A 23,995-nucleotide genomic window follows, 5' to 3' on the forward strand; every position below is an offset into this window, starting at 1 on the left:
ATATACAGTATTTTTTCTGTAACGGCTGCTTGTTGTCTTAACAAGGTTTCGCTCAATATCCTCTTTTCCCGACGGTGCAGGAATCTTAAAGTCACCTGATGACAAGTCGGGCTGCTGACCGGGAGGAGAAAGCGTGACGCTACGTTACCAGATCGTTGCACTGGCGATTGTGCCGCTCATCGTGGCTATTCTGACGGTCACGGCCTTTATCACCTGGCAATCGGCAAATCTCGTGCAGAGCAGTATCGCGACCTTCGAGAAGAACATGCTCAAGGCCAAGGAAACCGAGCTGCTCAATCTCACCAATCTGGCGCTTTCCTCCATACAGCAGATTTACGACGAGGCTGGTCCCGACGATACCGCTGCCATGGAAAAGGTACGGGAGATTCTGACCTCGCTCGATTACGGTCGTGACGGTTATTTCTTCGTCTATGATTACGATGGCAACAATGTCGTCCATCCGCGCCAGACCTTTCGGCCCGGCCATAACTGGCTCAATCTTGTCGATCCCGATGGGGATCGCGTTATTGCCAACCTGATCGGCAAGGCGAAGGAAGGCGGAGGTTTGCACCAGTATAAATGGGAAAAGCCATCCAGTGGCGAAATGGCCGACAAGCTCTCTTTTGCCGTTGGTCTGGATAAATGGAAATGGATGCTCGGAACGGGCGTCTATCTTGATGATGTCTATGTGCAGACGGCTGCCGCCAATGCGGATTTTCGCGCCAATATCCGCACGACCTTCCTCATTGTCAGTCTGATCGCCGTGCCTGCCGTGATGCTCGTCTTCGCAACCTGCATGCTGCTCAATCTGCGTGAGCGGCGCATGGCCGACAACAAGCTGAAGGAGCTGGCGCAGCGCATCATCGATACGCAGGAGGAAGAACGGGCACGTCTGGCGCGTGAACTGCACGACGGTATTTCCCAAAATCTTGTCGGTGTTCGCTATGCCATCGATCTTGCAAGCCGTCAGGTGAGGATGGGCAGTGGCGGTGCGCCACTTGCAATCGAGAAAGCATCGGATGCGCTCAACGGCGCAATCAAGGAGGTGCGGCGGCTCTCGCATGATCTGCGTCCGCGCATTCTGGACGATCTGGGTCTGACCGTCGCACTCAAGGCCCTGTGCGAGCATTTTTCGGAGCGGACCGGCATTGAAACGCAGTTTGAAGCACGCGGACTGAACGAGACGTTGAAGCCGGAGGCAAGTACGGCGCTCTATCGCGTGGTTCAGGAAGCACTCACCAATGTCGAGCGCCATTCCGGTGCCAGCCACGTAGGAATCCGGCTATGGGGTTTGAATGGCAAGGTTACGATGACGGTTGCCGATAACGGCAATGGTTTCACCGCGCGGGATCTGAAAGATCAGCTTTCCGGGCTTGGCTTGCGAAATATGCAGGAGCGGATGGCACATTTCGGCGGTGTACTCTTGGTTGAAACCGGTACTGATGGTACGCAACTCACCGCGCGCTTGCCGAAATCGGCAACAGAAAGAAGGCGGGAACCGGAAGTCGCATGACGAATGAATGCAAGATTCGGGTATTGCTCGTGGATAATCATCCGCTGGTGCTGGATGGTCTGCGGGCTGTGCTCGAAACCTATGACGATATCGATATTGCTGGAGCGGCTTCCAATGCGCGTGCTGCACTGGAACTGGCGCTTTCCGTCAATCCCGACGTGGTTTTGATGGATATTAACATGCCGCTTCTCAATGGTATCGACGCTATCGAACTGTTCAAGAAGCAATTGCCGGGCATTCGCATCCTCATGCTGTCCATGCACGATAGCCGCGAATATATCTCGACCTCCATCATGCGCGGGGCTTCTGGCTACGTGCTGAAGGATGTGTCGACGACCGAAATCGTCGCCGCCATCCATGCGGTCGCTTCGGGCGGGACATATTTTTCTTCCGGTGTTTCGGAAGCACTGCTCGACAGCGGCGACAGGAAGTCGGAAGGTTTGTCCTTGCGTGAAAATGATGTGCTCGTGCTGGTGGCTGAAGGCGGAAGCAATCGGGAGATTGCGATGAATCTCGGCATTTCGGAAGCGACGGTCGAAACTCACCGCAAGAACATCAAGAAGAAGCTTGGAATTGGCAGCACCGCGGGGCTTACGCGCTATGCCATCGAGAACCGGCTGCGCCTGTCTTCGCAGTAACCTATATTCTTCCCAACCCCGCATGGCGCCTTACCCACTAATGGGTAGGGCTTTGTTTCTTAGAACTTTCGTCAACTTGCGACGTCGAATCGCCGGTCCTATCATCCGCTCCAAAACCGCTTGAGGAGGCGGAAAAAGGAGGGGAGGAGCGATGTCAGTCTTGCTGGCGTTGTCGCGTGCTATCGACGCGGCCAATAATTTTATCGGAAAATCCGTGTCGTGGCTGATTCTGGTGGCGGTGCTCATCAGTGCGATCAATGCAGTCTCGCGCAAGCTGTTCAATCTCAGTTCGAACGCATGGCTGGAAGCGCAGTGGTATCTGTTCTCGGCGGTCTTTCTGATCGCAGCCGGATACACGCTTCTGCATAGCGAGCATGTGAAGGTGGATCTGCTCTACAGCCGCTATTCACGGCGAACCCAGCTTCTGGTCGAGATTTTCGGCACGATCTTTTTCCTCCTGCCTTTCTGCCTCATCACGATTTACCTCTCCTGGCCCATCGTGGAAGCCAAGATTGCCAGCGGCGAAACCTCCAACAATACAGGCGGGCTGGTTCTGTGGCCGGTCTGGCTGCTGATCCCCATCGGCTTCGGCTTGCTCGCATTGCAGGGCATTTCCGAACTCATCAAGCGCATCGCCATCCTTCAAGGGCGGATACCGGACACGGTCGCCATTGAAGATGCGGAAGCCCAGGCGCTCTGAGGGGAACGGATATGATTGCTTTTATTGCGGAAAATCTCGCGCCGCTCATGTTTCTGTCGCTGGTGATCGTGCTGTTGCTCGGCTACCCGGTGGCTTTCGCGCTGGCCTTCGTCGGCTTTGCCTTCGGCTTCGTCGGCATCGAAATGGGGCTTCTGCCCGTCAATCTGTTCGGAGCGATACCAGACCGTATTTTCGGGCAGATGTCGAACGAGACATTGCTTGCCATTCCATTCTTCACCTTCATGGGGTTGATACTGGAACGAAGCGGTATGGCAGAAGAACTGCTCGATACAATCGGGCAGCTTTTCGGCCCTGTACGCGGCGGCTTAGCCTTTGCCGTTATCGTTGTGGGCGCGCTTCTTGCGGCCACCACCGGTGTGGTTGCGGCTTCGGTGATTTCCATGGGGTTGATTTCGCTCCCGATCATGCTGCGCTACGGTTATGATCGCAAAGTGGCGAGCGGCACGATTGCTGCATCGGGCACGCTGGCGCAAATCATTCCGCCAAGCCTTGTTCTGATCGTTCTTGCCGATCAGCTCGGTCGTTCGGTCGGCGATATGTACAAGGGCGCGCTGGTCCCCGGTCTGCTGCTTGTCGGCTTCTACTGTGCCTTCATCATCGGCATGTCGATTTTCCGGCCTGATACGGTTCCGGCCTTGCCGCCGCAGGCCCGCACGTTGAAGGGCTGGAAACTGGCGCAAAAGGTGGTGATTTCGCTCGTCCCGCCGCTTGTGTTGATCTTCCTTGTTCTCGGAACGATCTTCATCGGCGTTGCAACGCCGACGGAAGGCGGTGCGATGGGCGCGGTCGGCGCTCTGCTTCTTGCCATCATCAACCGCCGCCTCAATATGCCGATGCTGAAATCAGCGCTTTACGCTACAGCGAAATTGTCGTCCTTCGTCATCTTCATTCTTCTCGGCGCCCGCGTGTTTTCGCTCACCTTCTATGGCGTCAACGGTCACGTCTGGGTCGAGCACCTGATGACGTCCATTCCCGGCGGTGAAGTCGGTTTTCTGATCGTCGCCAATCTTCTGGTGTTCTTTCTGGCCTTCTTCCTCGATTATTTCGAGCTGGCCTTCATCATCATCCCGCTTCTGGCGCCGGTGGCCGACAGTCTTGGCATTGATCTGGTCTGGTTCGGCGTCATGCTGGCGGTCAACATGCAGACATCGTTCATGCATCCGCCATTTGGCTTCTCGCTGTTTTATCTGCGTTCGGTTGCTCCGTCCCGACCCTATAAGGACAAAGTGACTGGCGCGACCATCCAGCCGGTAACGTCCGGGCAGATCTACATGGGTTCGATTCCGTTCCTGATAATCCAGCTCGTCATGGTCGGCATCATCATCACCTTCCCGGGGATAGTCACCCACTACAAGAGCGGTCATCCGCAGGCCGACCCGGCATCGATCCAGATCAATGTGCCGATGCCTGATGCGGGCGGTGGAAATCCGTTTGGTGCAGCACCCGCACCGTTCGGAGCGCCTTCTCCGTCAACTGAGCCTCTGCCTGCACCTTCCTTCGGTTCACCGCAACCGAGCTTCGGACAGGACAAGGATCAAAAGTAAAAACCTGCGCAATGAGGGGAAAACGAGCATTGCGCAGGTCCTGATAAAACCAAAACAATCTTAGGAGGAGACACATGAAACAGGATTTGAGCCGTCGCACATTTCTGACAAAAGGTGCCGCAATCGGTGCAGCTGCCGCAACGAGTGGAGCGGCACTCGCAACGCCGGCAATCGCCCAGGAATTGCCGACGCTGCGCTGGCGTCTGACCTCGGGCTTCCCGAACAATCTGGATACCATCTATGGCGGCGCGGTCTTCATGGCCAACGCCGTGTCAAAGATGACTGAAGGCAAATTCCAGATACAGGTGTTCCAGGCCGGTGAAATCGTGCCCGGTCCACAGGCCATCGATGCGGTGCAGGCCAACACGGTCGAAATGGCGCATACATGCGGCTATTACTTCACCGGCAAGAACCCGGCCTTCGCCATCGGTACGGCCATTCCCTTCGGCATGAACACCCGTCTGCAGAACGCTTGGCTCTATCACGGCGGCGGCAATGAGCTTTATAATGCGTTCCTCGCCGATTACGGTGTGGTCGGCATTGTCGGCGGCAATACGGCAGCCCAGATGGGTGGCTGGTATCGCAAGGAAATCAAAAGCCTTGAGGACTTGAAGGGCTTGAAGATGCGCATTGCGGGCGTGGCTGGCGAGGTCATGTCGCGTCTCGGCGTCGTTCCACAACAACTTCCCGGTGGTGACATCTATCCGTCGCTGGAGCGTGGCACGATCGATGCGGCCGAATGGGTTGGCCCTTACGATGACGAGAAGCTCGGCTTCTACCAGATCGCGCCATATTATTATTATCCGGCCTTCTGGGAAGGCGGCGCCTCGGTGCACTTCTTCATCAACAAGCAGCAATATGAAAGCCTGCCGGAAGCCTACAAGGTAGCGCTCAACACGGCTGCTGAAGCCGCGACCCAGAACATGATCGCGCTTTACGACGTCAAAAATACCGCTGCGATTCGTTCTCTTGTGTCGAAAGGGGTCAAGTTGCAGCCCTTGCCGCGAGACGTTCTGGATGCTGCTTACAAGGTCGCCTTCGAACTCTATGCGGAATACAACGAGAAAAATCCTGCCTGGGCGAAAATTTATCCGAGCTGGAAAAAGTTCCGTGATGAGGGCTTCGAATGGTTCCGTGTCGCGGAATACACCTATGACAGCTATGTCTATGCGCAGCAGGCGGCAGGAAAATAGGCCTGCGGGCAGACGTAGAGCACGGCTCCCAAAAGGGCGAACCGGTTTTGGGATAAAGGCGTGCGCAAAAACAAGGGGATAGAGCATTTCCAACGGTTCAGATGGAATGGAATGCTCTAGCGACTATGTGCTTGTTAAACGGGGCCTGTGGCCCCGTTTTCGCTTTTGCGTATATAAGAAAATGGATTTTTCCCTTTATAAAATTTCTAGTACAAATATACTTGAAATATTTATTTATTTATATTTTATAAGATATTTGTTGCTATAAAGTAAAGTTGTTTATAAATAGTGTTATAATTGAAACATAATTGAGTTCAACTTGGATTTGTTGTCAAAATTGGAATTGATGTATTTGTTGAATTTATTCTATCAGGCCTCGTCTGAAAATTTCTGGAGGCAATAAGATGAAACTCAAGAGCTTGCTGTTCGGTTCGGCTGCAGCACTGGTTGCAACCACTGGAGCATATGCTGCGGACACCGTTGTGGCGCCGGAACCTGAATCTGTTGAATATGTTCGCGTTTGCGACGCTTATGGTGCAGGTTATTTCTATATTCCTGGTACGGAAACCTGCCTGCGCGTATCCGGCTATGTCCGTTACGACGCCTCTGGCGGTGACAATATCTACGGTCGTGGCTTTGTTGATCGTAACGGCAGCGTCGATACGCGCCGCAATTCCTGGGACAATAAGGCCCGCTTTACGCTGCGCCTCTCTACCGCTTCGGAAACCGAACTCGGTACTCTGAAGACCTTTGCCGAAACCCGTTACGATTGGGGCAATGGGGTTGAGGGTGCCTCCGGTTCGCTGCGCTTTGCCTATATCCAGCTTGGCGGCCTGCGCGTGGGTCTCGATGAGTCTGCCTTTGTTACCTTTCCGGGCTATCTCGGTGATGTCATCAACGACGACGTAATCCTCGCTGGCGGCTATCGCACGGGCCTGATCAGCTACACCTTCACCGGTGGCAATGGCTTCTCCGCCATACTGTCGCTCGAACAGGGCAACAATGACGATACGGATAGCAAGTACGGCTATGATGGTGTCATCAAGGATTACACGCCGCATGTTGTCGGCGGTCTGAAGTATGAAGGCGGTTGGGGCAAGATCGCAGGCGTTGCAGCCTATGACGCTCGCAACGAGGAATGGGCCGGTAAGGTTCGCGCCGACGTGAACATTACGGACCGCTTCTCCGTCTGGGCCATGGGCGGTTACAAGTCCAACAAGGACCAGTACATCAACGCCACCAACGGCAATGGCGACGTGATTGGCCCGGTTCGCGCGATCAACAGCTTCTACGGCACCTGGGGTGGCGATTGGGCTGTCTGGGGCGGCGCAGCATTCAAGGCTACCGACAAAGCCGTCATCAATGCGCAGGTTGCCTATGATGGCACCAGCACATTCGCAGCTACTGCCAACGTAGCCTACCAATTGGTTCCAGGCTTCACGGTAACGCCGGAAGTCTCTTATACCAAGTGGAGCGACAGCAAGTCCTACCTCAACGGTAAGGATGCCGTTCAGGGCATGATCCGTTTCCAGCGCTCGTTCTAATGCTTTTCCGGGAGGCCAGTTCCGGCCTCCCGGTCCTGTATGAGAAGCAAATCGGCTATTCATCCCGGTGTAATTGTTGATAATTAAACCTAAGTTTTATTATTCTGATTTTATATTAACTTCAGCATTATTATGAAGCATAAAATGCAGTATGATTTACCCAATATTGATATAACAAAATTGTAATTTGAAATTTTGTTTGCCTGTACTATCTTCAAAGAACCATTCGATAGCGTAGAAGGACTGCGCTGTTTAAAAATCTGATCTCCAGTCGGAAGAATGGTACGGCGAGCTTCGGCTCGCCGTTTTTATTTGTGTTCCGACCATAAAAAAGGCCGGAACGAGTCCGGCCTTTGGTTGAGATGCCATTCGACTATCGCGAAAGCTTCATATGACGGTTCACGTCCTTGTAGAGCAGATAGCGGAACTTGCCGGGACCGCCCGCGTAGCAGGCCTGCGGGCAGAAGGCGCGCAGCCACATGAAGTCACCCGCTTCCACTTCCACCCAGTCCTGATTGAGCCGGTAAACCGCCTTGCCTTCCAGCACATAAAGCCCGTGTTCCATGACGTGGGTTTCCGCAAATGGAATGACGCCACCGGGCTCCAGGGTCACGATGGTGACATGCATGTCGTGACGCAGATCGTTCGGATCGACAAAACGGGTCGTCGCCCAGGCGCCGTTGGTGTCCGGCATTGGGTTGGGCGCGATATCCTTTTCGTTGAGGAATAACGGTTCCGGAACGTCGAGGCCGTCGACATATTCATAAGCCTTGCGCACCCAATGGAAACGGGCCGTCGCCGCGCCGTTGTTGCGGAGTGTCCAGCCGCTCTTCGGCGGCAGATAAGCATAGCCGCCTTCGGTCAGCGTGTGCGTCTTGCCGGCGACGGTAACGGCGATTTCGCCTTCAACCACGAACAGCACGCCTTCTGCGCTTTCATCCAGTTCGGCACGGTCGCTACCGCCGCCCGGCTGCACTTCCATGATGTATTGCGAGAAAGTCTCGGCAAAGCCGGAGAGGGGACGCGCAATCACCCAAAGTCGCGTCTTGTCCCAGAAGGGCAGGAAGCTTGTCACGATATCGCTGAACGTGCCCTTGGGTATCACCGCATAGGCTTCGGTGAACATGGCGCGATCAGTGAGAAGCTGGGTCTGCGGCGGCAATCCGCCTGTCGGTGCATAATAGCTGCGATTGTTCTTGTCGTTGCCCATATGGGGAATTCCTTATGTGAGAAGCCGACCTTCCAGGCGGCAGGATCAGTAGAGCGCTTCCGGCAGAATATCCTTGAGGCGCAGGAGGGCGATGCGCTCCACCTGAGCGCAGGCCGTTTCAAATTCCGTGTCGCGGTCGTTGGAAACCCGGCGCTGGAAAGCGTCGAGGATTTCCTTCTTGTTGCGACCCTTCACGGCGATGATGAACGGAAAGCCGAACTTTGCGGTATAGGCATCATTCAGTTCGGTGAACGTCTGTTTTTCTGCATCTGTCAGCGCATCGAGCCCGGCACCGGCCTGTTCGGCGGTCGATTCTGCCGTAAGCCGCTTGGCCTGCGCAAGCTTGCCAGCAAGATCCGGATGCGCCTTCAAAACCGCCAGCCGTTCATCCGCCGAGGCCGCGCGAAATGCCTTCGTCATCGCGGAAGCAAGGCCGGATGCGGTATTCTCTTCCAGGCTGAAACCGGCATCATATGCGCGCTCGGCGATCCATGGCGAGTGCTCGAAAATGCCGCCATAACGCGCGACGAATTCATCCTTGCCGGCTTTAGAAGGCATGACATCGGCAGCGAGCGGCTTATAGTTTTCATGCCAATGGCGGGCAATGTCGATACGCTTGGCGACCCAGACCTTTTCATGGCTTTGCACATAGTCGAGGAACCGTTCGAGCGCGGCCACGCGACCGGGACGACCGACAAGGCGGCAATGCAGGCCGATGGACATCATTTTCGGCGAACCTTCTGCACCTTCACGGTAGAGCACGTCGAAGGTGTCCTTCAGGTAGGTGTAGAACTGGTCGCCGGAATTGAAGCCCTGCGGGGTTGCAAAGCGCATGTCGTTTGCATCCAGCGTATAGGGCACGATCAGGTGTGGTCCCTTCGGACCTTCCACCCAGTAGGGCAGCTCGTCGGCATAGGAGTCGGCGGAATAGAGAAAACCGCCTTCTTCCATCACCAGTTTCAGCGTGTTGTCGGAAGGCTTGCCCTGATAGATGCCGAGCGGGCGCGAGCCGGTGATTTCCGTGTGCAGACGGACCGCGTCGCGGATGTGCTCGCGTTCGATCTCTTCGGGAACGTCCTTATATTCCCACCAGCGCAATCCGTGGCTGGCGATTTCCCAGTCGGCCTCCTTCATGGCTGCAACGGCTTCCGGGTTGCGCGCCATGGCGAGCGTCACGCCATAGACGGTGACGGGCATGTTGCGGCGGGTGAAGGCGCGCCACAACCGCCAGAAGCCGGAGCGTGCGCCATATTCATAGATGGATTCCATATTGAGGTTGCGCTGGCCCTTCCAGGGCTGCGCGCCGACAATCTCGGAAAGGAGACATTCGGAGGACGGATCACCGTCGAGAATGCAGCATTCGCCGCCTTCCTCATAATTGACGACGAACTGAACAGCGATATTGGCTCCGCCCGGCCAGCGCGGATCTGGTGTGTTGCGTCCATAGCCGACGAGATTGCGCGGATATTTCATTGCGGGTCTTCCCTCGTTTTCGTTCGTTTTATCCATGATAATAAAGATTTATCGCTATTATTCCCCTTCAAAAATTTGAAAGACATCCAACGATAACCATCTTTCACAATGAGAAGGATCGAGAAATACTGAATGCTGGGAACATGGTGTGGTTTGCGGCCCCCACAGCCGATGGCGACGTTGGGCTCAAATAAACCACCGGAAATCAAAAGCTTGTAACATTTTCCAATCTATTTGATGAGAGAATCAGCAAGCTGCAGGAGTGTAAATGGGTCAGGAAAATAGCGGTAATGGCCGGTTGACGACGCATGTCCTCGACACGGTAAGCGGCAAACCGGCTGCAAATCTGCGCATCGAATTGCGCCGCGTCGAGAATCAGCAGGCCGAACCGATCCGGGAAATTCGCACCAATGACGATGGCCGCTGCAATGAACCGCTGCTGTCGGGCGAGAATTTGCGAGCCGGTTCCTACGAGCTTCTGTTCCATGTCGGCGAATATTTTGGCAAGACAGATGATGTCGTACCGTTCCTCGATGTTGTTCCTCTGCGCTTTGGCATTTCCGATGAAAAAGCGCATTATCATGTACCGCTTCTCGTTTCGCCGTTTTCCTATTCCACCTATCGCGGGAGCTAAGCGCCATGAACCAGTCTGTGCACCCGTCTGTGCGACACACGATCCGCTTTCTTCTGAACGGTGAAAAGGTTGAACTCGACCGCGTTTCCCCGACCGAAACGTTGCTCGATTATCTGCGGCTGTCCGCCAAGCTGCGCGGCACCAAGGAAGGTTGCGGCGAAGGCGATTGCGGCGCGTGCACGGTGCTGGTCGGCAAGATTTCCGACGGCAAGCTCGTTTACGAAAGCGTCAATGCCTGCATCCGCTTCATGGGTTCGCTGGATGGCTGCCATGTCGTGACGATCGAGCATCTGCGCGGCGCCGATGGCGATCTGCATCCGGTGCAGAAGGCAATGATCGAGTTTCATGGCTCGCAATGCGGCTTCTGCACGCCGGGCTTCGTCATGTCGCTCTACGCTTTGTGGATGCGCGAACCGAAGCCCGCCGATGCACAGATTGAAAAGGCATTGCAGGGCAATCTTTGCCGTTGCACGGGCTATGAGGCGATCATGCGCGCTGCCCGCATCATTTCCGACTACGGTACGGTCATGGAAGACCCGCTTGCTGCTGAGCGCGCCCATGTTCTCGAACATCTGACGGCCATGCGCGATGGCGTTCGGGTGGAAGTGGGTGAAGGCAAGGACCGGTTGATTGTGCCCGGTGATCTCGATGATTTCGCCACCATCCTGGCGGCAGAGCCGAAGGCGACCATCGTTGCCGGTTCTACCGATGTGGGCTTGTGGGTCACCAAGATGATGCGTGACATTTCCCCGGTGGTCTTCATCGGTCATCTGGAGGAACTGCGCTCCATCCGTGAGGAAAACGGTGTCGTTAGCATCGGCGCAGGTGTCACCTACACGGAAGCATTCGGATTTCTTGCCAAGCGCATTCCGCAGCTCGGCCAGCTCATCAACCGCATTGGCGGCGAGCAGGTGCGCAATATGGGAACCATCGGCGGCAATATCGCCAATGGTTCGCCGATTGGCGACACGCCACCGCCACTGATCGCGCTCAATGCAAAGCTGACGCTGCGCAATGGGGCGGAGCGCCGCACCATACCGCTGGAAGAGTTCTTCATCGCTTATGGCAAGCAGGATCGCCAGCCCGGCGAATTCGTCGAAGCCGTGCATGTGCCGGTTCCAGCTGAAGGAAGCCATTTTGCCATTTACAAAGTGTCGAAGCGTTACGAGGAAGACATTACCGCGACGCTTGGCGCTTTCCATCTGACGCTTGATGCGGCAGGCAATGTGGAGACGGTTCGCATCGCCTATGGCGGCATGGCCGCAACGCCGAAGCGCGCCAGCGCGGTGGAAGCCGCACTGACGGCCAAGCCTTGGACAGAGGCCACGGTTGAAGCGGCATTGGAAGCCTATGCACAAGACTATACGCCCTTGAGCGATATGCGCGCGACAGCGGATTACCGGTTGCTCGCGGCGCGCAATCTGTTGCGGCGTTTCTTCGCCGAAACGGAAGGCAGTTACACGCCGCTGCGCGCGGCTGAAATCGCGGCGGCGTGAGGAGGCAATCATGAACAAGCACCCTGCAAACGCATTGAAAGCTGCCCGCATTGTGGGTGGCGTCGCGACCGACCAGAAACACGATTCCGCGCACAAGCATGTGACCGGAACGGCTGTCTACATCGACGATATACCGGAGCCCGAAGGCACATTGCATATCGGGGTCGGCTATTCGTCCGTTGCACATGGTTCATTCAAGTCGATTGACTTGTCTGCAGTGCGCGCCGCTCCCGGTGTGGTCGACGTGCTGACCTACAAGGACGTGCCCGGCGAAAACGATGTTTCGCCGTCGGGCATGCATGACGACCCGATCTTTGCGGTCGACAAGGTTGAGTTTCACGGCCAACCGATCTTTGCGGTTATCGCGAAAAGCCGCGATCAGGCGCGCCGCGCTGCCCGTCTGGCGAAGATCGAATATGAGGAAGCAGCGGGCATTTATTCCATCGATGCACTGGACGGTCTGAAGGACCGGCTTGTCACGACGCCATTGACGCTGAAGCGCGGCGATGCACGTGCGGCCATCGACGCCGCGCCGCGCCGTATCAAGAACCGCATGTATCTCGGTGGGCAGGATCATTTCTATCTGGAAGGTCAGGTTTCACTGGCTATTCCCGGCGAGGATGAAGACGTTACCGTCTATTGCTCCACGCAAGGACCGAGCGAAACGCAGCATCTGGTTGCCCATGCGCTGGGCGTGCCAAGCCATTCCGTGACGGTGGAAGTGCGCCGCATGGGTGGTGGCTTTGGCGGCAAGGAAACGCAGGCCAACCAGTGGGCGGCCATTGCAGCCATTGCGGCCAAGAAGCACAAGCGCGCCATGAAGATCAGGCTCGACCGCGACGAGGACATGACCTCGACCGGCAAGCGCCACGGCTTTGTCATCGATTATGAAGTCGGCTTCGACGATGACGGCAATATTCTGGGCATCGACTATCTGTTTGCTCTCAATGCCGGTTTCTCGGCAGACCTTTCCGGGCCGGTCGGCGACCGCGCATTGTTTCACTGCGATAATGCCTATTTCTTCCCGGCAGTTCATGCGCAGTCGGCGCCGCTTTATACGAACACTGTGTCGAATACAGCTTTTCGCGGCTTTGGCGGCCCACAGGGCATGGTCGGTGCGGAACGCGTGATCGATGAAGTGGCTTTCGCTGTCGGTAAGGACCCGCTCGAAATTCGCAAGCGCAATTTCTACGATGAAATGGGGAAGGACGGCACACGCAATGTTACCCCCTATCACCAGAAGGTCGAAGATTGCATCATCCAGCGCATCGTTGCGGAACTTGAGGAAAGTTCCGATTACGCAAAGCGCCGCGAAGCGATCCGCGAATTCAACGCGAAAAACCGTTATGTGAAACGCGGCATGGCGCTGACGCCGGTGAAATTCGGCATTTCCTTCACCAAGACGGAGTCCAATCAGGCTGGCGCTCTGGTGCATATCTATAATGACGGCTCGGTGCATATGAACCATGGCGGCACAGAAATGGGGCAGGGGCTCCATATGAAAGTGGCGCAGGTTGTGGCCGAGGAATTCCAGATCGATTTCGACCGCGTGAAGATCACCGCGACGACGACCGCCAAGGTGCCGAACACAGCGCCGACGGCGGCTTCTTCCGGTGCCGATCTCAACGGCATGGCTGCACAGGATGCTGCCCGCCAGATCAAGAAACGCCTCATCCATTTTGCGGCACAGCAATATCAGGTGCCGGAAGATCAGGTCGTGTTTCTTCCCAACCGGGTTCGCATCGGCAATCAGGAAATCAGCTTCAACGATCTCGTAAAGCAGGCTTTTATCGGTCGCGTGCAGCTATCGGCGGCAGGTCACTACAAGACGCCGAAAATCCACTGGGACCGTGCCAAGGGCCGGGGCCACGCCTTCTATTACTATGCTTACGGAGCTGCCTGTTCCGAAGTTTCCGTCGATACTCTGACTGGCGAATATGTGGTGGAGCGCACCGATATTCTACATGATACCGGGCGTTCCCTGAACCGCGCCATCGATATCGGTCAGGTTGAAGGCGGCTTCGTGCAGGGCATGGGCTGGCTGACGACAGAGGAGCTTGTGTGGGACGACAAGGGGCGGCTTCGCACCCACGCGCCATCCACCTACAAGATTCCATTGGCGTCCGACCGGCCCAAGATTTTCAATGTCGCGCTGACCGACTGGTCCGAGGCCTATGAGCCGACGATCCATCGTTCCAAGGCTGTCGGCGAACCGCCGCTGCCGCTTGGACTGTCGGTGTTGCATGCTCTGGCCGATGCCATTGCCAGCGTGGCCGATCACAAGGTCTGCCCGCGCCTCGATGCGCCCGCAACACCGGAACGTGTGCTGATGGCCATCGAACGGCTCCGCAAGCAAAAGGGCTAGAGAAATGCCGGGCGCGCGCGACGATATCCGGGCTTTTCTCAACCGGCGTCCCGATAGTGTGTTGGTTGAAGTCACCGATGTGAAAGGTTCCGCGCCCCGCGATGCCGGGGCATGGATGCTGGTCGCCCGCGATATGATCTTCAGGACCATCGGCGGCGGCCAGCTTGAATATATGGCGATCGACCATGCCCGGAAAATCTTGGCTGGCGGCAGGGACTCACCCATGGATGTGCCACCTATGAATGTGGCATTGGGGCCTGAAATCGGCCAGTGCTGCGGCGGACGGGTGGGCCTGAGCTTCCGGCGTGTCAGTCGCGGGCTGACTGACGAGCTTGTCAGCAAGGTCGATGCGGAAATAGCCACACGCCCGCATGTCTATGTCTTCGGCGCGGGCCATGTTGGCGATGCGCTGGCAAATGCCCTCTCTCTCACGCCGGTACGTGTCATTCTGGTGGATACACGGGAAGCGGAGCTGATGGCTTGCGATGTGCCGGGTGTGGAGACCTGTCTTTCGGCAATGCCCGAACAGGTGGTGCGTTCCGCGCCGCCGGGCAGCGCTTTCATCGTCCTCACCCATGACCATGCGCTGGATTTCCTCATCGTCACCGAGGCTTTGCAGCGGCGCGATGCCGTCTATGTCGGCATGATCGGCTCGAAGACCAAAAAGGCCACTTTCAAAAATTGGTTGAAACGGGAAATCGGCAGCGACAATCTTTTTGAAAATCTTGTCTGTCCCGTCGGTGGAGCCGTTGTAAAAGACAAGCGGCCGGAAGTCATTGCGGCATTGGCCGCAGCCGAAGTTCTGACGGCGGTTCTGACTTCGGTACGTGTATCGCAACCCGCGTGATCCGGCGGGTTTTCTTTTGAAACTCTCAAGGTTGCAAATAAGCATTGAGCGATTTCAGCCGCTCTATGCCAGGGCTTCCCGTATCAATCTCTGGCACCGTTCCGTCATGAAATCGATGATGAGGCGCACTTTCGGGTCCTGAAAGCGCTTGTGCGGGTAGATCGCAGCAAGCTGGATCGGCGCAGGCGGCGTGCTTTCGAGGATGGGAACCAGCCGCCCGTCGCGAATATATTCTTTCACTTCGAACAGCGGCTTGTTGATGATGCCGCGTCCGCCGAGCGCCCACTGCGTCAATACGTCGCCATCATCCGAGTCATAAGGCCCGGTGACTTCGAACTTGCGCAGACCTTCCGCCGTTTGCAGCGACCAGTAATATTCCTTGGAGCCCGGAAAGCGCAGCAGAAGACAGTCGTGTTTGTCGCCAAGCAACTCGTCAGGTGACTGCGGAACCCCGTGTTTCTCGAGATATGCAGGTGCCGCACAGATCACGCGTTCGCAATTCATGATGCCGCGCATACGCAGGTTCGAGTTCTCCAGAACACCGAGCTTGAAAGCCACATCGACGCCTTCGCTCATGATATCGACTTCATGATCGGAGAGGCGAAGCCGCACTTCGATGTCCGGATATTTGTCGTGAAATTCGGGAATCCCCGATGCAATCAGCCGTCTGCCAAAGCCAAGCGGGGCGGTGATGCGAATCGATCCCTTCGGATTTTTCGCAAGTTCCGCCACGGCAGCTTCCGCTTCATCCACAGCTTCGAGGATTTTCAATGCGCCGTCATAGAATACGCGACCGTGTTCGGTCGGCGTGAGCTTGCGCGTCGTCCGGTTGAAGAGCCTGACCCCCAGATGCTTCTCCAACTCCTTGATTCGATTGCTGGCAACTGCTGGCGATGCGCGCTGGTCGCGACCCGCCGCGGATAGATTTCCCAATTCGACAACGCGCACAAAAACGCGCAGATTATCAAGATATGACATACGTCCCCTCCACGATTGTCTAGATTTTTTTGAAAGTGCTGGTCGTGATGTGACGTTCCCTGAACCTGATTCCTTTGGCACATAATGCAACAACGAACAATGGGCTAAGAATTGGCCCAAGAAACGGGCTAAGAAATGGGAGTCCCTGATGTATGATTTTGCCGTAGCCTGGGACTGGCTGGGCTTCGCAGCGCGGTGGCTGCATGTGATTACCGCGATTGCGTGGATCGGCTCGTCCTTTTACTTCATTGCGCTTGATCTGGGCTTGCGCCAGCGTCCCGGCTTGCCGGCAGGTGCGCATGGCGAGGAATGGCAGGTCCATGGTGGTGGCTTCTATCACATCCAGAAATATCTGGTTGCGCCCGCCGAAATGCCGGAACACCTGACCTGGTTCAAATGGGAATCCTACGCCACCTGGCTGTCGGGTTTCACGCTGCTCTGCATCGTCTACTATGCCGGGGCTGACCTTTACCTGATCGATCCGAATGTTCTCGATGTCTCGCGTCCGGTCGCCATCGGCATCTCGATTGCCTCGCTGGCTTTTGGCTGGATCGCCTACAACACGATCTGCAAGCTGATGCTCGGCAAGAGCGATACGCTGCTGATGGTCATTCTCTACTGTATTCTGGTCGTGGTAGCCTGGGGCTATACGCACCTGTTCACAGGCCGCGCCGCCTTCCTGCATCTCGGCGCCTTTACCGCGACGATCATGTCCGCCAACGTGTTCATGATTATCATTCCGAACCAGAAAATCGTGGTGGCGGATCTGATCGCAGGCCGCAAGCCGGACCCCAAATACGGCAAGATCGCCAAGCAGCGTTCGACGCATAACAACTATCTGACGCTGCCCGTTCTGTTCCTGATGCTGTCGAACCACTATCCGCTGGCTTTCGGGACGCAGTTCAACTGGGTTATCGCCTCGCTGGTGTTCCTGATGGGCGTCACGATCCGCCACTGGTTCAACACGCAGCACGCCCGCAAGGGCAGCCCGACCTGGACATGGCTGGTAACAGTGATCCTGTTCATCATCATCATCTGGCTCTCGACAGTGCCGAAGGTTCTGACCGGTGAGCCGGAGGAACAGAAGGTCTCGGCGTTGCAGCAATCTTTCATCTCGGACCCGCACTTTGAAAAAGTGCGGGATACCGTTCTTGGGCGTTGCGCCATGTGCCACGCCAAGGAGCCGGGCTGGGAAGGCATCATTGCGCCGCCAAAGGGCGTCGTGCTGGATACCGACCGGGATATTGCCGCGCATGCGCGTGAAATCTATTTGCAGGCAGGTCGCTCGCATGCCATGCCGCCCGCCAATGTCACCGGCGTGAGTGAGGAAGAGCGCCAGCTTCTCGCTTCCTGGTACCAGTCTGCCACGCAAGGCCCGAAATAAGGACCATGACGAAAATGACCAAGCTTCTGATCCGCGGCCGCGTGCTGACCTTTCGTGACGAACCGCAAAGCCTCGATGACAATACCGCTTATCGCTACATTGAAGACGGTGCCGTGCTGGTCGAAGATGGCCGTATCCTGCGCCTCGGCGATTTTGCCGAAGTCCGTGCCGAGGCGGACAGCGACGTCAACGTCGCCGATCATCGCCCGCATCTGATCCTGCCCGGCTTCATCGATACGCATATCCATTATCCGCAGACGCAGGTGGTTGCTTCCTATGCCGCCAATCTGCTGGAGTGGCTCAACACCTATACGTTCGTCGCCGAGCAGAAATTTGCCGACGAACAGCATGCTGAATTCATCGCGGAGCGCTTTCTTGACGAGCTGATCCGCCACGGCACCACCACGGCGGTCGCCTATTGTTCTGTCCATCCGCAGAGCGTCGATGCCTATTTCCGCGCTTCGCAGCATCGCAATATGCGTATGCTGGGTGGCAAGGTGATGATGGATCGCAATGCGCCGCCAGCACTTTGCGACACGGCACAGTCCGGTTATGACGATACGAAGGCGCTGATTGCGCGCTGGCAGGGCAAGGGCCGCCTTGATTATGTAATCACCCCACGCTTTGCCATTACGTCGACGCCGGAGCAGCTCGAAGCAAGCCAGACACTTGTTCGTGAGCACCCCGGCAGCTACATCCAGACGCATCTTTCGGAAAATCACGACGAAATCTCTTTCACCAAGTCGCTTTACCCGCAAGCGCCGGACTATCTTGGCATTTACGAACATTACGGCCTGTTGGGCGACAAGACCCTGCTCGGCCACTCGATCCATCTGGAACCGCGCGAAGTGCGCGTCATGGTGGAAACCGGTTCTATTGCCGTCTTCTGCCCGACCTCCAACCTGTTTCTCGGTTCAGGCCTCTTCGACCGCGACCGGTTGAAAGCATCGGGCGTGCGCATGGCGGTGGCGACCGATGTTGGTGGCGGCACAAGTTTCTCCATGCTGCGCACCATGGATGAGGGCTACAAGGTTCTCCAGCTCCGTGAACAGCGTCTGAACCCGTTCCAGTCCTTCTATATGATGACGCTGGGTAATGCCCGCGCGCTCTCCATGGAAGACAAGATCGGTACACTCGACGAGGGCACGGAAGCCGATATCGTGGTGCTGGATTCGTCCGCAACATCGCCAATGCGGCTTCGCATGGCGGCTGGCGCGACGCTGGAGCAGGAACTGTTCCTGTTGCAGACGCTGGGCGATGACCGCGCCATTGTCGAAACCTATGTGGCCGGGAAACCGCTCAAGTCCGAACTCTAAAGCTTCCTCACTGCGCTTCTCCCTCATCCTGAGGTGCGGAGCAAAGCGAAGCTTCGAAGGACGATGGCAGGCGCCGCGTGTTTTCCCTCAGTCCTTCGAGACGCTTCCCCTTCGACACGCTCAGGCAAGCTCCTCAGGATGAGGGAAAAAAAGGGCCGTAGAACATCGGACTTTGCCAGAATTCACTGCGCGTTAAAACTCTTCCGGGCGTTTGCCACCCATGGCGCGGGTCAGCTCGTCGGCGGTGGAGCGGATCAGCGGCCCGAATTCGTCGAGCCGCTTTTTCGGCAGGCGCACCGCAGGGCCGGAAACGGAAATGCCGGCAATCGCCTCACCATATTCATTGAAGATTGGGGCGGCGATGCAACACATGCCAAGCGTGTGTTCCTCGTCGTCGACAGACCAGCCGCGAGTACGGGTTGCCTGAATATCTTTCAGTAGCGCAGGCAGGTTGTCGAGTGTGCGTTGCGTGAAATGTTCAAGCGTGCGCCCTGACAGGGCGTGCGCGATTTCCTTGTCCGACCATGTGGACAATATGGCCTTGCCTATACCGGATGCATGGATGGGGCCGCGCCTTCCGGGCCGGAAAAAGGCACGCATCGGCGCATGGCTTTCGATCTGCGAGATGAACACGACATCGCCGCCGTCCTCGACGCCGATATTGGCGGTCTCGCCGCTCGTTTCCATCAATGTCTTGAGATAGGGCCGTGCCTGAATGCCGAGCTTGCGGAACCGGCGGAAGGCATTGCCGATTTCGAAAGCTTTGACGCCGATGGTCCAGTCTCCGCTTTCCAGATCGTGGGAAACCATACCATGATTGGCCAGTGACGACAGAAGGCGGTGCACGGTGGAGGGCGCCATACCGCTCTCATCGGCAAGGTCGGTCAATGTCGAGCCATCATTCTCGGCGATCAATGCCAGCAGCTTCAGGCTCCGGTCCAGAACCTGCACAGACGAGGGCGTTGCGTTTTCCGCCGCCTTGCGGCCCCGCTTTACCTTTGCCTGTTCCATCACCGTCTCCGAATCCCGCCTAAACTCAGGAATTATCACTATCGCATCCATTGCTACTCGGAAAGACGCAGGCGGATTATCTCCGTTCCGTTGAAAATCTTTATTTCCGTATAATGGTATGCATTTCCATTTTTTGATAATAACATTTGTAAATGGAGATGAGTTCCACAGGGTATTTTCAGCAAAAGTGCGTAAGCCTTTTGCGTCTGGAAATGCGTGAGAAAAAGAAACAAAGCGGCAATACCCGTTCCGCAGGAACGGACGCCGCTTGAGGAGGATTGGCCATGGCCAGAATGCGTGCAGTCGATGCAGCCGTGCTTGTGCTGGAAAGAGAAGGGATCAATTGTGCTTTCGGCGTACCGGGCGCAGCGATCAATCCATTTTATTCGGCGATGAAAGCGCGCGGGTCGATCCGCCACATACTGGCGCGACATGTCGAGGGCGCTTCGCATATGGCCGAGGGTTATACCCGCGCAAAGCATGGCAATATCGGCCTGTGCATTGGCACCTCCGGCCCCGCCGGAACGGATATGATCACTGGTCTCTATTCGGCATCCGCCGACTCGATCCCGATCCTCTGTATCACGGGACAGGCGCCACGCGCGCGTCTGGACAAGGAAGACTTTCAGGCGGTCGATATCGCGAAGATCGCGGCGCTCGTCACCAAATGGGCGGTCACGGTCATGGAACCGGCACTGGTGCCTTTTGTTTTCCAGAAGGCGTTCCACATCATGAAGTCGGGTCGCCCCGGTCCGGTTCTGATCGACCTGCCGATTGATGTCCAGCTTGCGGAAATCGAATTCGACATCGACACTTACCAGCCGATGGAAGCCTACAGACCCGCTGCCACGCGGGCACAGGCCGAAAAGGCGCTCGCCATGTTGAACGACGCGGAACGTCCGCTGATCGTCGCGGGCGGCGGCATCATCAACGCCGATGCATCGGATCTTCTGGTCGAGTTCGCTGAAATCACCGGCATTCCGGTCATCCCGACCCTGATGGGCTGGGGCGTCATTCCCGACGACCATCGCCTGATGGCGGGCATGTGCGGACTGCAGACCTCGCACCGCTATGGCAATGCCAATCTGCTGGCCTCCGATGTCGTCATCGGCATCGGCAATCGCTGGGCAAACCGTCATACGGGCAATGTCGATACCTACAGGAAGGACCGCAAGTTCATCCATATCGACATTGAGCCGACGCAGATCGGTCGCGTCTTTGCACCGGACTTCGGTATTGTCTCCGACGCAGGCAAGGCGCTGAAGCTGCTGCTGGACGTTGCGACCGAATGGAAGTCTGCCGGTAAGCTGCGCGACTGGTCGGACTGGGCCAAGGAATGCGGCGAGCGCAAGCGCACCATGCTGCGCAAGACGCATTTCGACCAGACACCGCTCAAGCCGCAGCGTGTTTATGAGGAGATGAACAAGGCGTTCGGTCGCGATACCTGCTATGTCACAACCATTGGCCTCAGCCAGATCGCGGGCGCGCAGTTCCTGCATGTCTATCGTCCGCGCAACTGGATCAATTGCGGTCAGGCCGGTCCGCTGGGCTGGACGTTGCCAGCAGCGCTCGGTGTCCGTGCTGCCGATCCCGATCGTCCGATTGTTGCGCTTTCAGGTGACTATGATTTCCAGTTCATGATCGAGGAACTGGCGGTCGGCGCACAGCACAAGCTGCCCTATATTCATGTGGTCGTGAACAATTCCTATCTCGGCCTGATCCGACAGGCGCAGCGCGGCTTCAACATGGATTTCGAAGTGAGCCTCGCCTTCGACAACATCAATGCCGATGGCGACGCGGAAAAGGGTTACGGCGTCGATCATGTAGCGATTGCCGAAGGTCTTGGCTGCAAGGCGATCCGGGTTCGCAGCCCCAACCAGTTTGCCGAAAGTTTTGAACAGGCAAAAGCGCTTATGGCGGAGCATCAGGTGCCGGTGGTTCTGGAATTCATCCTGGAACGCGTTACCAATATCTCCATGGGTGTCGACATCGATCAGGTTGTCGAATTTGAGGAACTGGCAGAACGTGGCGAAGATGCGCCGACCGCTATCGCAGCGCTTTTGGATTAAGAGCAATTCCCGGTTTTGTCCGCAATTGCGCAAATAGAGAATTATAAGGAGGCGAAAATGCCGAGATTTGCAGCCAATCTCACAATGCTCTTCAATGAAGTGCCTTTCATGGATCGCTTTGCGCTGGCCGCAAAGGCCGGGTTCACCGGGGTGGAGTATCTCTTCCCCTATGAGTTCAACCGGCATGAGCTGAAGGCGGCGCTGACCAAACATAATCTGGCACAGGTCCTGCACAATCTGCCCGCGGGCAACTGGGCTGGCGGCGAGCGCGGCATTGCGGTTCTGCCGGATCGCGTCGACGACTTCCGGCGCGGTGTGGCTGATGCCATCGACTATGCCACGACGCTCAACTGTTCGCAGGTCAATTGCCTTTCCGGCATTGCCCCGCAGGGTGTCGATCCGGACGTCTTGCGCGCCACTTTCGTCAGCAATCTGCGTCTGGCGGCAAAGGAACTGGGCAAGCATGGCATTCGCCTGCTGATCGAGCCGATCAACCACTATGACATTCCGGGCTTCTATCTCAACACGGTGGAGCAGGCGGTTTCGATCATCGACGAAGTGGGCAGCAACAACCTGTTCATCCAGTACGATCTCTACCATCAGCAGCGGACACGTGGCGAGCTGGTTGCGACTTATGAACGTTACAAGCCGCTGATTGCCCATGTTCAGCTCGCCGACAATCCGGGCCGCAATGAGCCGGGCACTGGTGAGATCAACTATCCGAACGTGTTCGAAGCACTGAAAAACGCCGGATACAAGGGCTGGATCGGCTGCGAGTACAAGCCGAAGACCACTACCGAGGAAGGTCTGGGCTGGTTCAAAAACCAAGAAGCCGAACGGCTGACTGCATAGATTTGATTAGGGAGTAAGCGACATGGCCAAGATAGGCTTCATCGGACTGGGGATCATGGGCAAGCCAATGGCGCGGCATTTGCAGGATGCAGGCCACGAGCTTTTCACGTCGAAGCATATTGTGCCACCGCACCAGGATCTACTCGATCATGGCATGCAGATTCTTGATACACCGAGGGACGTGGCGGCTCATTGCGACACCACTATCTTGATGCTTCCGGATACGCCGCAGGTGGCCGAAGTCATCTTCGGTGAAGGTGGCGCGATCGGTGGTCTGGGCAAAGGCAAGCTGCTCATCGACATGAGCTCGATTTCCCCCATCGAGACGAAAGAGTTCGCAAAGAAGGTGCGGGCGACGGGTGGTGAATATGTCGATGCGCCGGTTTCCGGCGGCGAGGTCGGCGCGAAGAATGCCAGCCTCTCCATCATGGCTGGCGGTTCGCAGGAATCGTTCGACCGCGCTCTGCCGCTCCTGAAGCTCATGGGCAAGAACATCACGCTCGTCGGTGATTGCGGTGATGGCCAGACCACCAAGGTTGCAAACCAGATCATCGTCGCGCTCAACATCGAGGCTGTTGCGGAAGCGCTGGTTTTCGCTTCCAAGGCAGGCGCGGACCCGGCAAAGGTGCGCGAAGCCCTGATGGGCGGCTTTGCATCGTCCCGCATTCTCGAAGTGCATGGCGAACGCATGATCAAGCGGACCTTCGATCCGGGCTTCCGCATTTCGCTGCACCAGAAGGATTTGAACCTTGCACTGCAAGGCGCAAAGGCGCTCGGTGTTTCGCTGCCGAACACGGCCATGGCACAGGAACTGTTCAACTCCTGCGCGGCGCATGGCGATGATGGTCTCGACCATTCCGGTCTCGTGCGTGCGCTTGAACGCATGGCAAACCACGAGGTAGCCTAACTCAGGGATTTGATTTCTCTGGAGGGAGAGGGTGGAGCTGGCTGCTTGGAGGAGGTGGCCGGCTCCATTGATTTTATATGCGTGGCACGAAATAGTGCCGTCAAACGATAATCAAGGCCGGGAATCTCATGACAGCCATCGCCGATCCGAAGAAATTTCTGACCAGCCTTTTCGATGCCGCTGTCGCGGCTGCCGATCCTGAACTTGTGATCCGCGCCAATCTTCCGGCCAAGCCGAAGGGACGCACGATTGTCATCGGTGCGGGTAAGGGATCGGCGCAGATGGCGGCGGCTTTCGAGC

20 protein-coding genes are annotated in these 23,995 nt (G+C 56.7%); 16 read left to right on the forward strand and 4 right to left on the reverse strand.

The genetic code is table 11. The features are described 5' to 3' along the window. The first annotated feature begins 133 nt into the window (after window positions 1-133). The 6 genes from mctS to F9K91_RS05715 all read left to right on the forward strand — a co-directional run bounded on the left by mctS (window position 134) and on the right by F9K91_RS05715 (window position 7,153). On the forward strand, window positions 134-1,513 hold the full coding sequence (gene mctS, locus F9K91_RS05690) for a two-component system sensor histidine kinase MctS (RefSeq protein ID WP_151554324.1): 1,380 nt from the start codon (window positions 134-136) through the stop codon (window positions 1,511-1,513). After that, complete coding sequence (gene mctR, locus F9K91_RS05695; protein ID WP_061345031.1) at window positions 1,510-2,151, forward strand: two-component system response regulator MctR; 642 nt, start codon at window positions 1,510-1,512, stop codon at window positions 2,149-2,151. Before mctS ends, mctR begins: the two co-directional genes overlap by 4 nt. Before the next feature lie 151 nt (window positions 2,152-2,302). Further along, window positions 2,303-2,851, forward strand: a complete 549-nt coding sequence (locus F9K91_RS05700) for a TRAP transporter small permease subunit (protein WP_061345032.1) — start codon at window positions 2,303-2,305, stop codon at window positions 2,849-2,851. Between the two features lie 11 nt (window positions 2,852-2,862). Beyond that, a complete protein-coding gene (locus F9K91_RS05705; RefSeq protein ID WP_151554321.1) occupies window positions 2,863-4,416 on the forward strand; it encodes a TRAP transporter large permease in 1,554 nt (517 codons plus the stop codon). A 74-nt stretch (window positions 4,417-4,490) separates the two neighbouring features. Further along, window positions 4,491-5,609, forward strand: coding sequence for a TRAP transporter substrate-binding protein (locus F9K91_RS05710; protein ID WP_151554320.1), 1,119 nt, complete (start codon window positions 4,491-4,493; stop codon window positions 5,607-5,609). A 404-nt stretch (window positions 5,610-6,013) separates the two neighbouring features. Continuing rightward, entirely contained in the window at window positions 6,014-7,153 is a 1,140-nt protein-coding gene (locus F9K91_RS05715; protein WP_151554319.1) for a porin, read from the forward strand. Between the two features lie 373 nt (window positions 7,154-7,526). Here the strand turns inward: F9K91_RS05715 and F9K91_RS05720 are convergent, their stop codons facing one another. Both F9K91_RS05720 and puuE read right to left on the reverse strand, forming a co-directional pair. Then, window positions 7,527-8,363: a bifunctional allantoicase/(S)-ureidoglycine aminohydrolase gene (locus F9K91_RS05720; protein WP_151554318.1), complete on the reverse strand. Its 837-nt coding sequence runs from the start codon at window positions 8,361-8,363 to the stop codon at window positions 7,527-7,529. A gap of 45 nt (window positions 8,364-8,408) precedes the next feature. After that, window positions 8,409-9,836, reverse strand: coding sequence for an allantoinase PuuE (gene puuE / locus F9K91_RS05725; protein ID WP_151554317.1), 1,428 nt, complete (start codon window positions 9,834-9,836; stop codon window positions 8,409-8,411). Window positions 9,837-10,104: 268 nt separating this feature from the next. On the opposite strand from puuE, the gene uraH reads away from it, so the two are divergent. From uraH to xdhC, 4 genes are read left to right on the forward strand one after another with little or no spacing between them, the layout of a single operon-like run. After that, window positions 10,105-10,470, forward strand: coding sequence for a hydroxyisourate hydrolase (gene uraH / locus F9K91_RS05730; protein WP_151554316.1), 366 nt, complete (start codon window positions 10,105-10,107; stop codon window positions 10,468-10,470). 17 nt (window positions 10,471-10,487) lie between these two features. After that, window positions 10,488-11,966 (forward strand): xanthine dehydrogenase small subunit, encoded by a 1,479-nt coding sequence (gene xdhA, locus F9K91_RS05735; protein WP_192800855.1) that lies wholly within the window; start codon window positions 10,488-10,490, stop codon window positions 11,964-11,966. Window positions 11,967-11,976: 10 nt separating this feature from the next. Beyond that, window positions 11,977-14,331, forward strand: coding sequence for a xanthine dehydrogenase molybdopterin binding subunit (xdhB, locus tag F9K91_RS05740; RefSeq protein ID WP_151652420.1), 2,355 nt, complete (start codon window positions 11,977-11,979; stop codon window positions 14,329-14,331). Between the two features lie 4 nt (window positions 14,332-14,335). Then, window positions 14,336-15,178, forward strand: coding sequence for a xanthine dehydrogenase accessory protein XdhC (gene xdhC, locus F9K91_RS05745; RefSeq protein ID WP_151652419.1), 843 nt, complete (start codon window positions 14,336-14,338; stop codon window positions 15,176-15,178). 63 nt (window positions 15,179-15,241) lie between these two features. Here xdhC and F9K91_RS05750 read toward each other — a convergent pair whose 3' ends face one another. After that, a complete protein-coding gene (locus tag F9K91_RS05750) occupies window positions 15,242-16,156 on the reverse strand; it encodes a LysR family transcriptional regulator (RefSeq protein WP_061345042.1) in 915 nt (304 codons plus the stop codon). A gap of 148 nt (window positions 16,157-16,304) precedes the next feature. Between F9K91_RS05750 and F9K91_RS05755 the strand changes: the two genes are divergently transcribed. Both F9K91_RS05755 and guaD read left to right on the forward strand, forming a co-directional pair. Beyond that, window positions 16,305-17,540, forward strand: coding sequence for a urate hydroxylase PuuD (locus F9K91_RS05755; RefSeq protein WP_151554312.1), 1,236 nt, complete (start codon window positions 16,305-16,307; stop codon window positions 17,538-17,540). Window positions 17,541-17,554: 14 nt separating this feature from the next. Next, on the forward strand, window positions 17,555-18,856 hold the full coding sequence (gene guaD, locus F9K91_RS05760; protein ID WP_151652453.1) for a guanine deaminase: 1,302 nt from the start codon (window positions 17,555-17,557) through the stop codon (window positions 18,854-18,856). 192 nt (window positions 18,857-19,048) lie between these two features. Here the strand turns inward: guaD and F9K91_RS05765 are convergent, their stop codons facing one another. Further along, complete coding sequence (locus tag F9K91_RS05765; RefSeq protein WP_151652418.1) at window positions 19,049-19,867, reverse strand: IclR family transcriptional regulator; 819 nt, start codon at window positions 19,865-19,867, stop codon at window positions 19,049-19,051. A gap of 284 nt (window positions 19,868-20,151) precedes the next feature. Here F9K91_RS05765 and gcl point away from each other — a divergent pair, with 284 nt between their 5' ends. The 4 genes from gcl to F9K91_RS05785 all read left to right on the forward strand — a co-directional run. Continuing rightward, on the forward strand, window positions 20,152-21,936 hold the full coding sequence (gene gcl, locus F9K91_RS05770) for a glyoxylate carboligase (RefSeq protein WP_151677397.1): 1,785 nt from the start codon (window positions 20,152-20,154) through the stop codon (window positions 21,934-21,936). A 57-nt stretch (window positions 21,937-21,993) separates the two neighbouring features. Further along, entirely contained in the window at window positions 21,994-22,788 is a 795-nt protein-coding gene (hyi, locus tag F9K91_RS05775) for a hydroxypyruvate isomerase (protein ID WP_151652416.1), read from the forward strand. A gap of 22 nt (window positions 22,789-22,810) precedes the next feature. Then, entirely contained in the window at window positions 22,811-23,695 is an 885-nt protein-coding gene (locus F9K91_RS05780; protein ID WP_151554308.1) for a 2-hydroxy-3-oxopropionate reductase, read from the forward strand. A 128-nt stretch (window positions 23,696-23,823) separates the two neighbouring features. Then, window positions 23,824-23,995 (forward strand): DUF4147 domain-containing protein (locus F9K91_RS05785; protein WP_151677398.1); only part of this gene is annotated, 172 nt, incomplete at its 3' end.

The sequence above is a fragment of the Brucella tritici genome (assembly GCF_008932295.1).
Taxonomy (GTDB): domain Bacteria; phylum Pseudomonadota; class Alphaproteobacteria; order Rhizobiales; family Rhizobiaceae; genus Brucella; species Brucella tritici.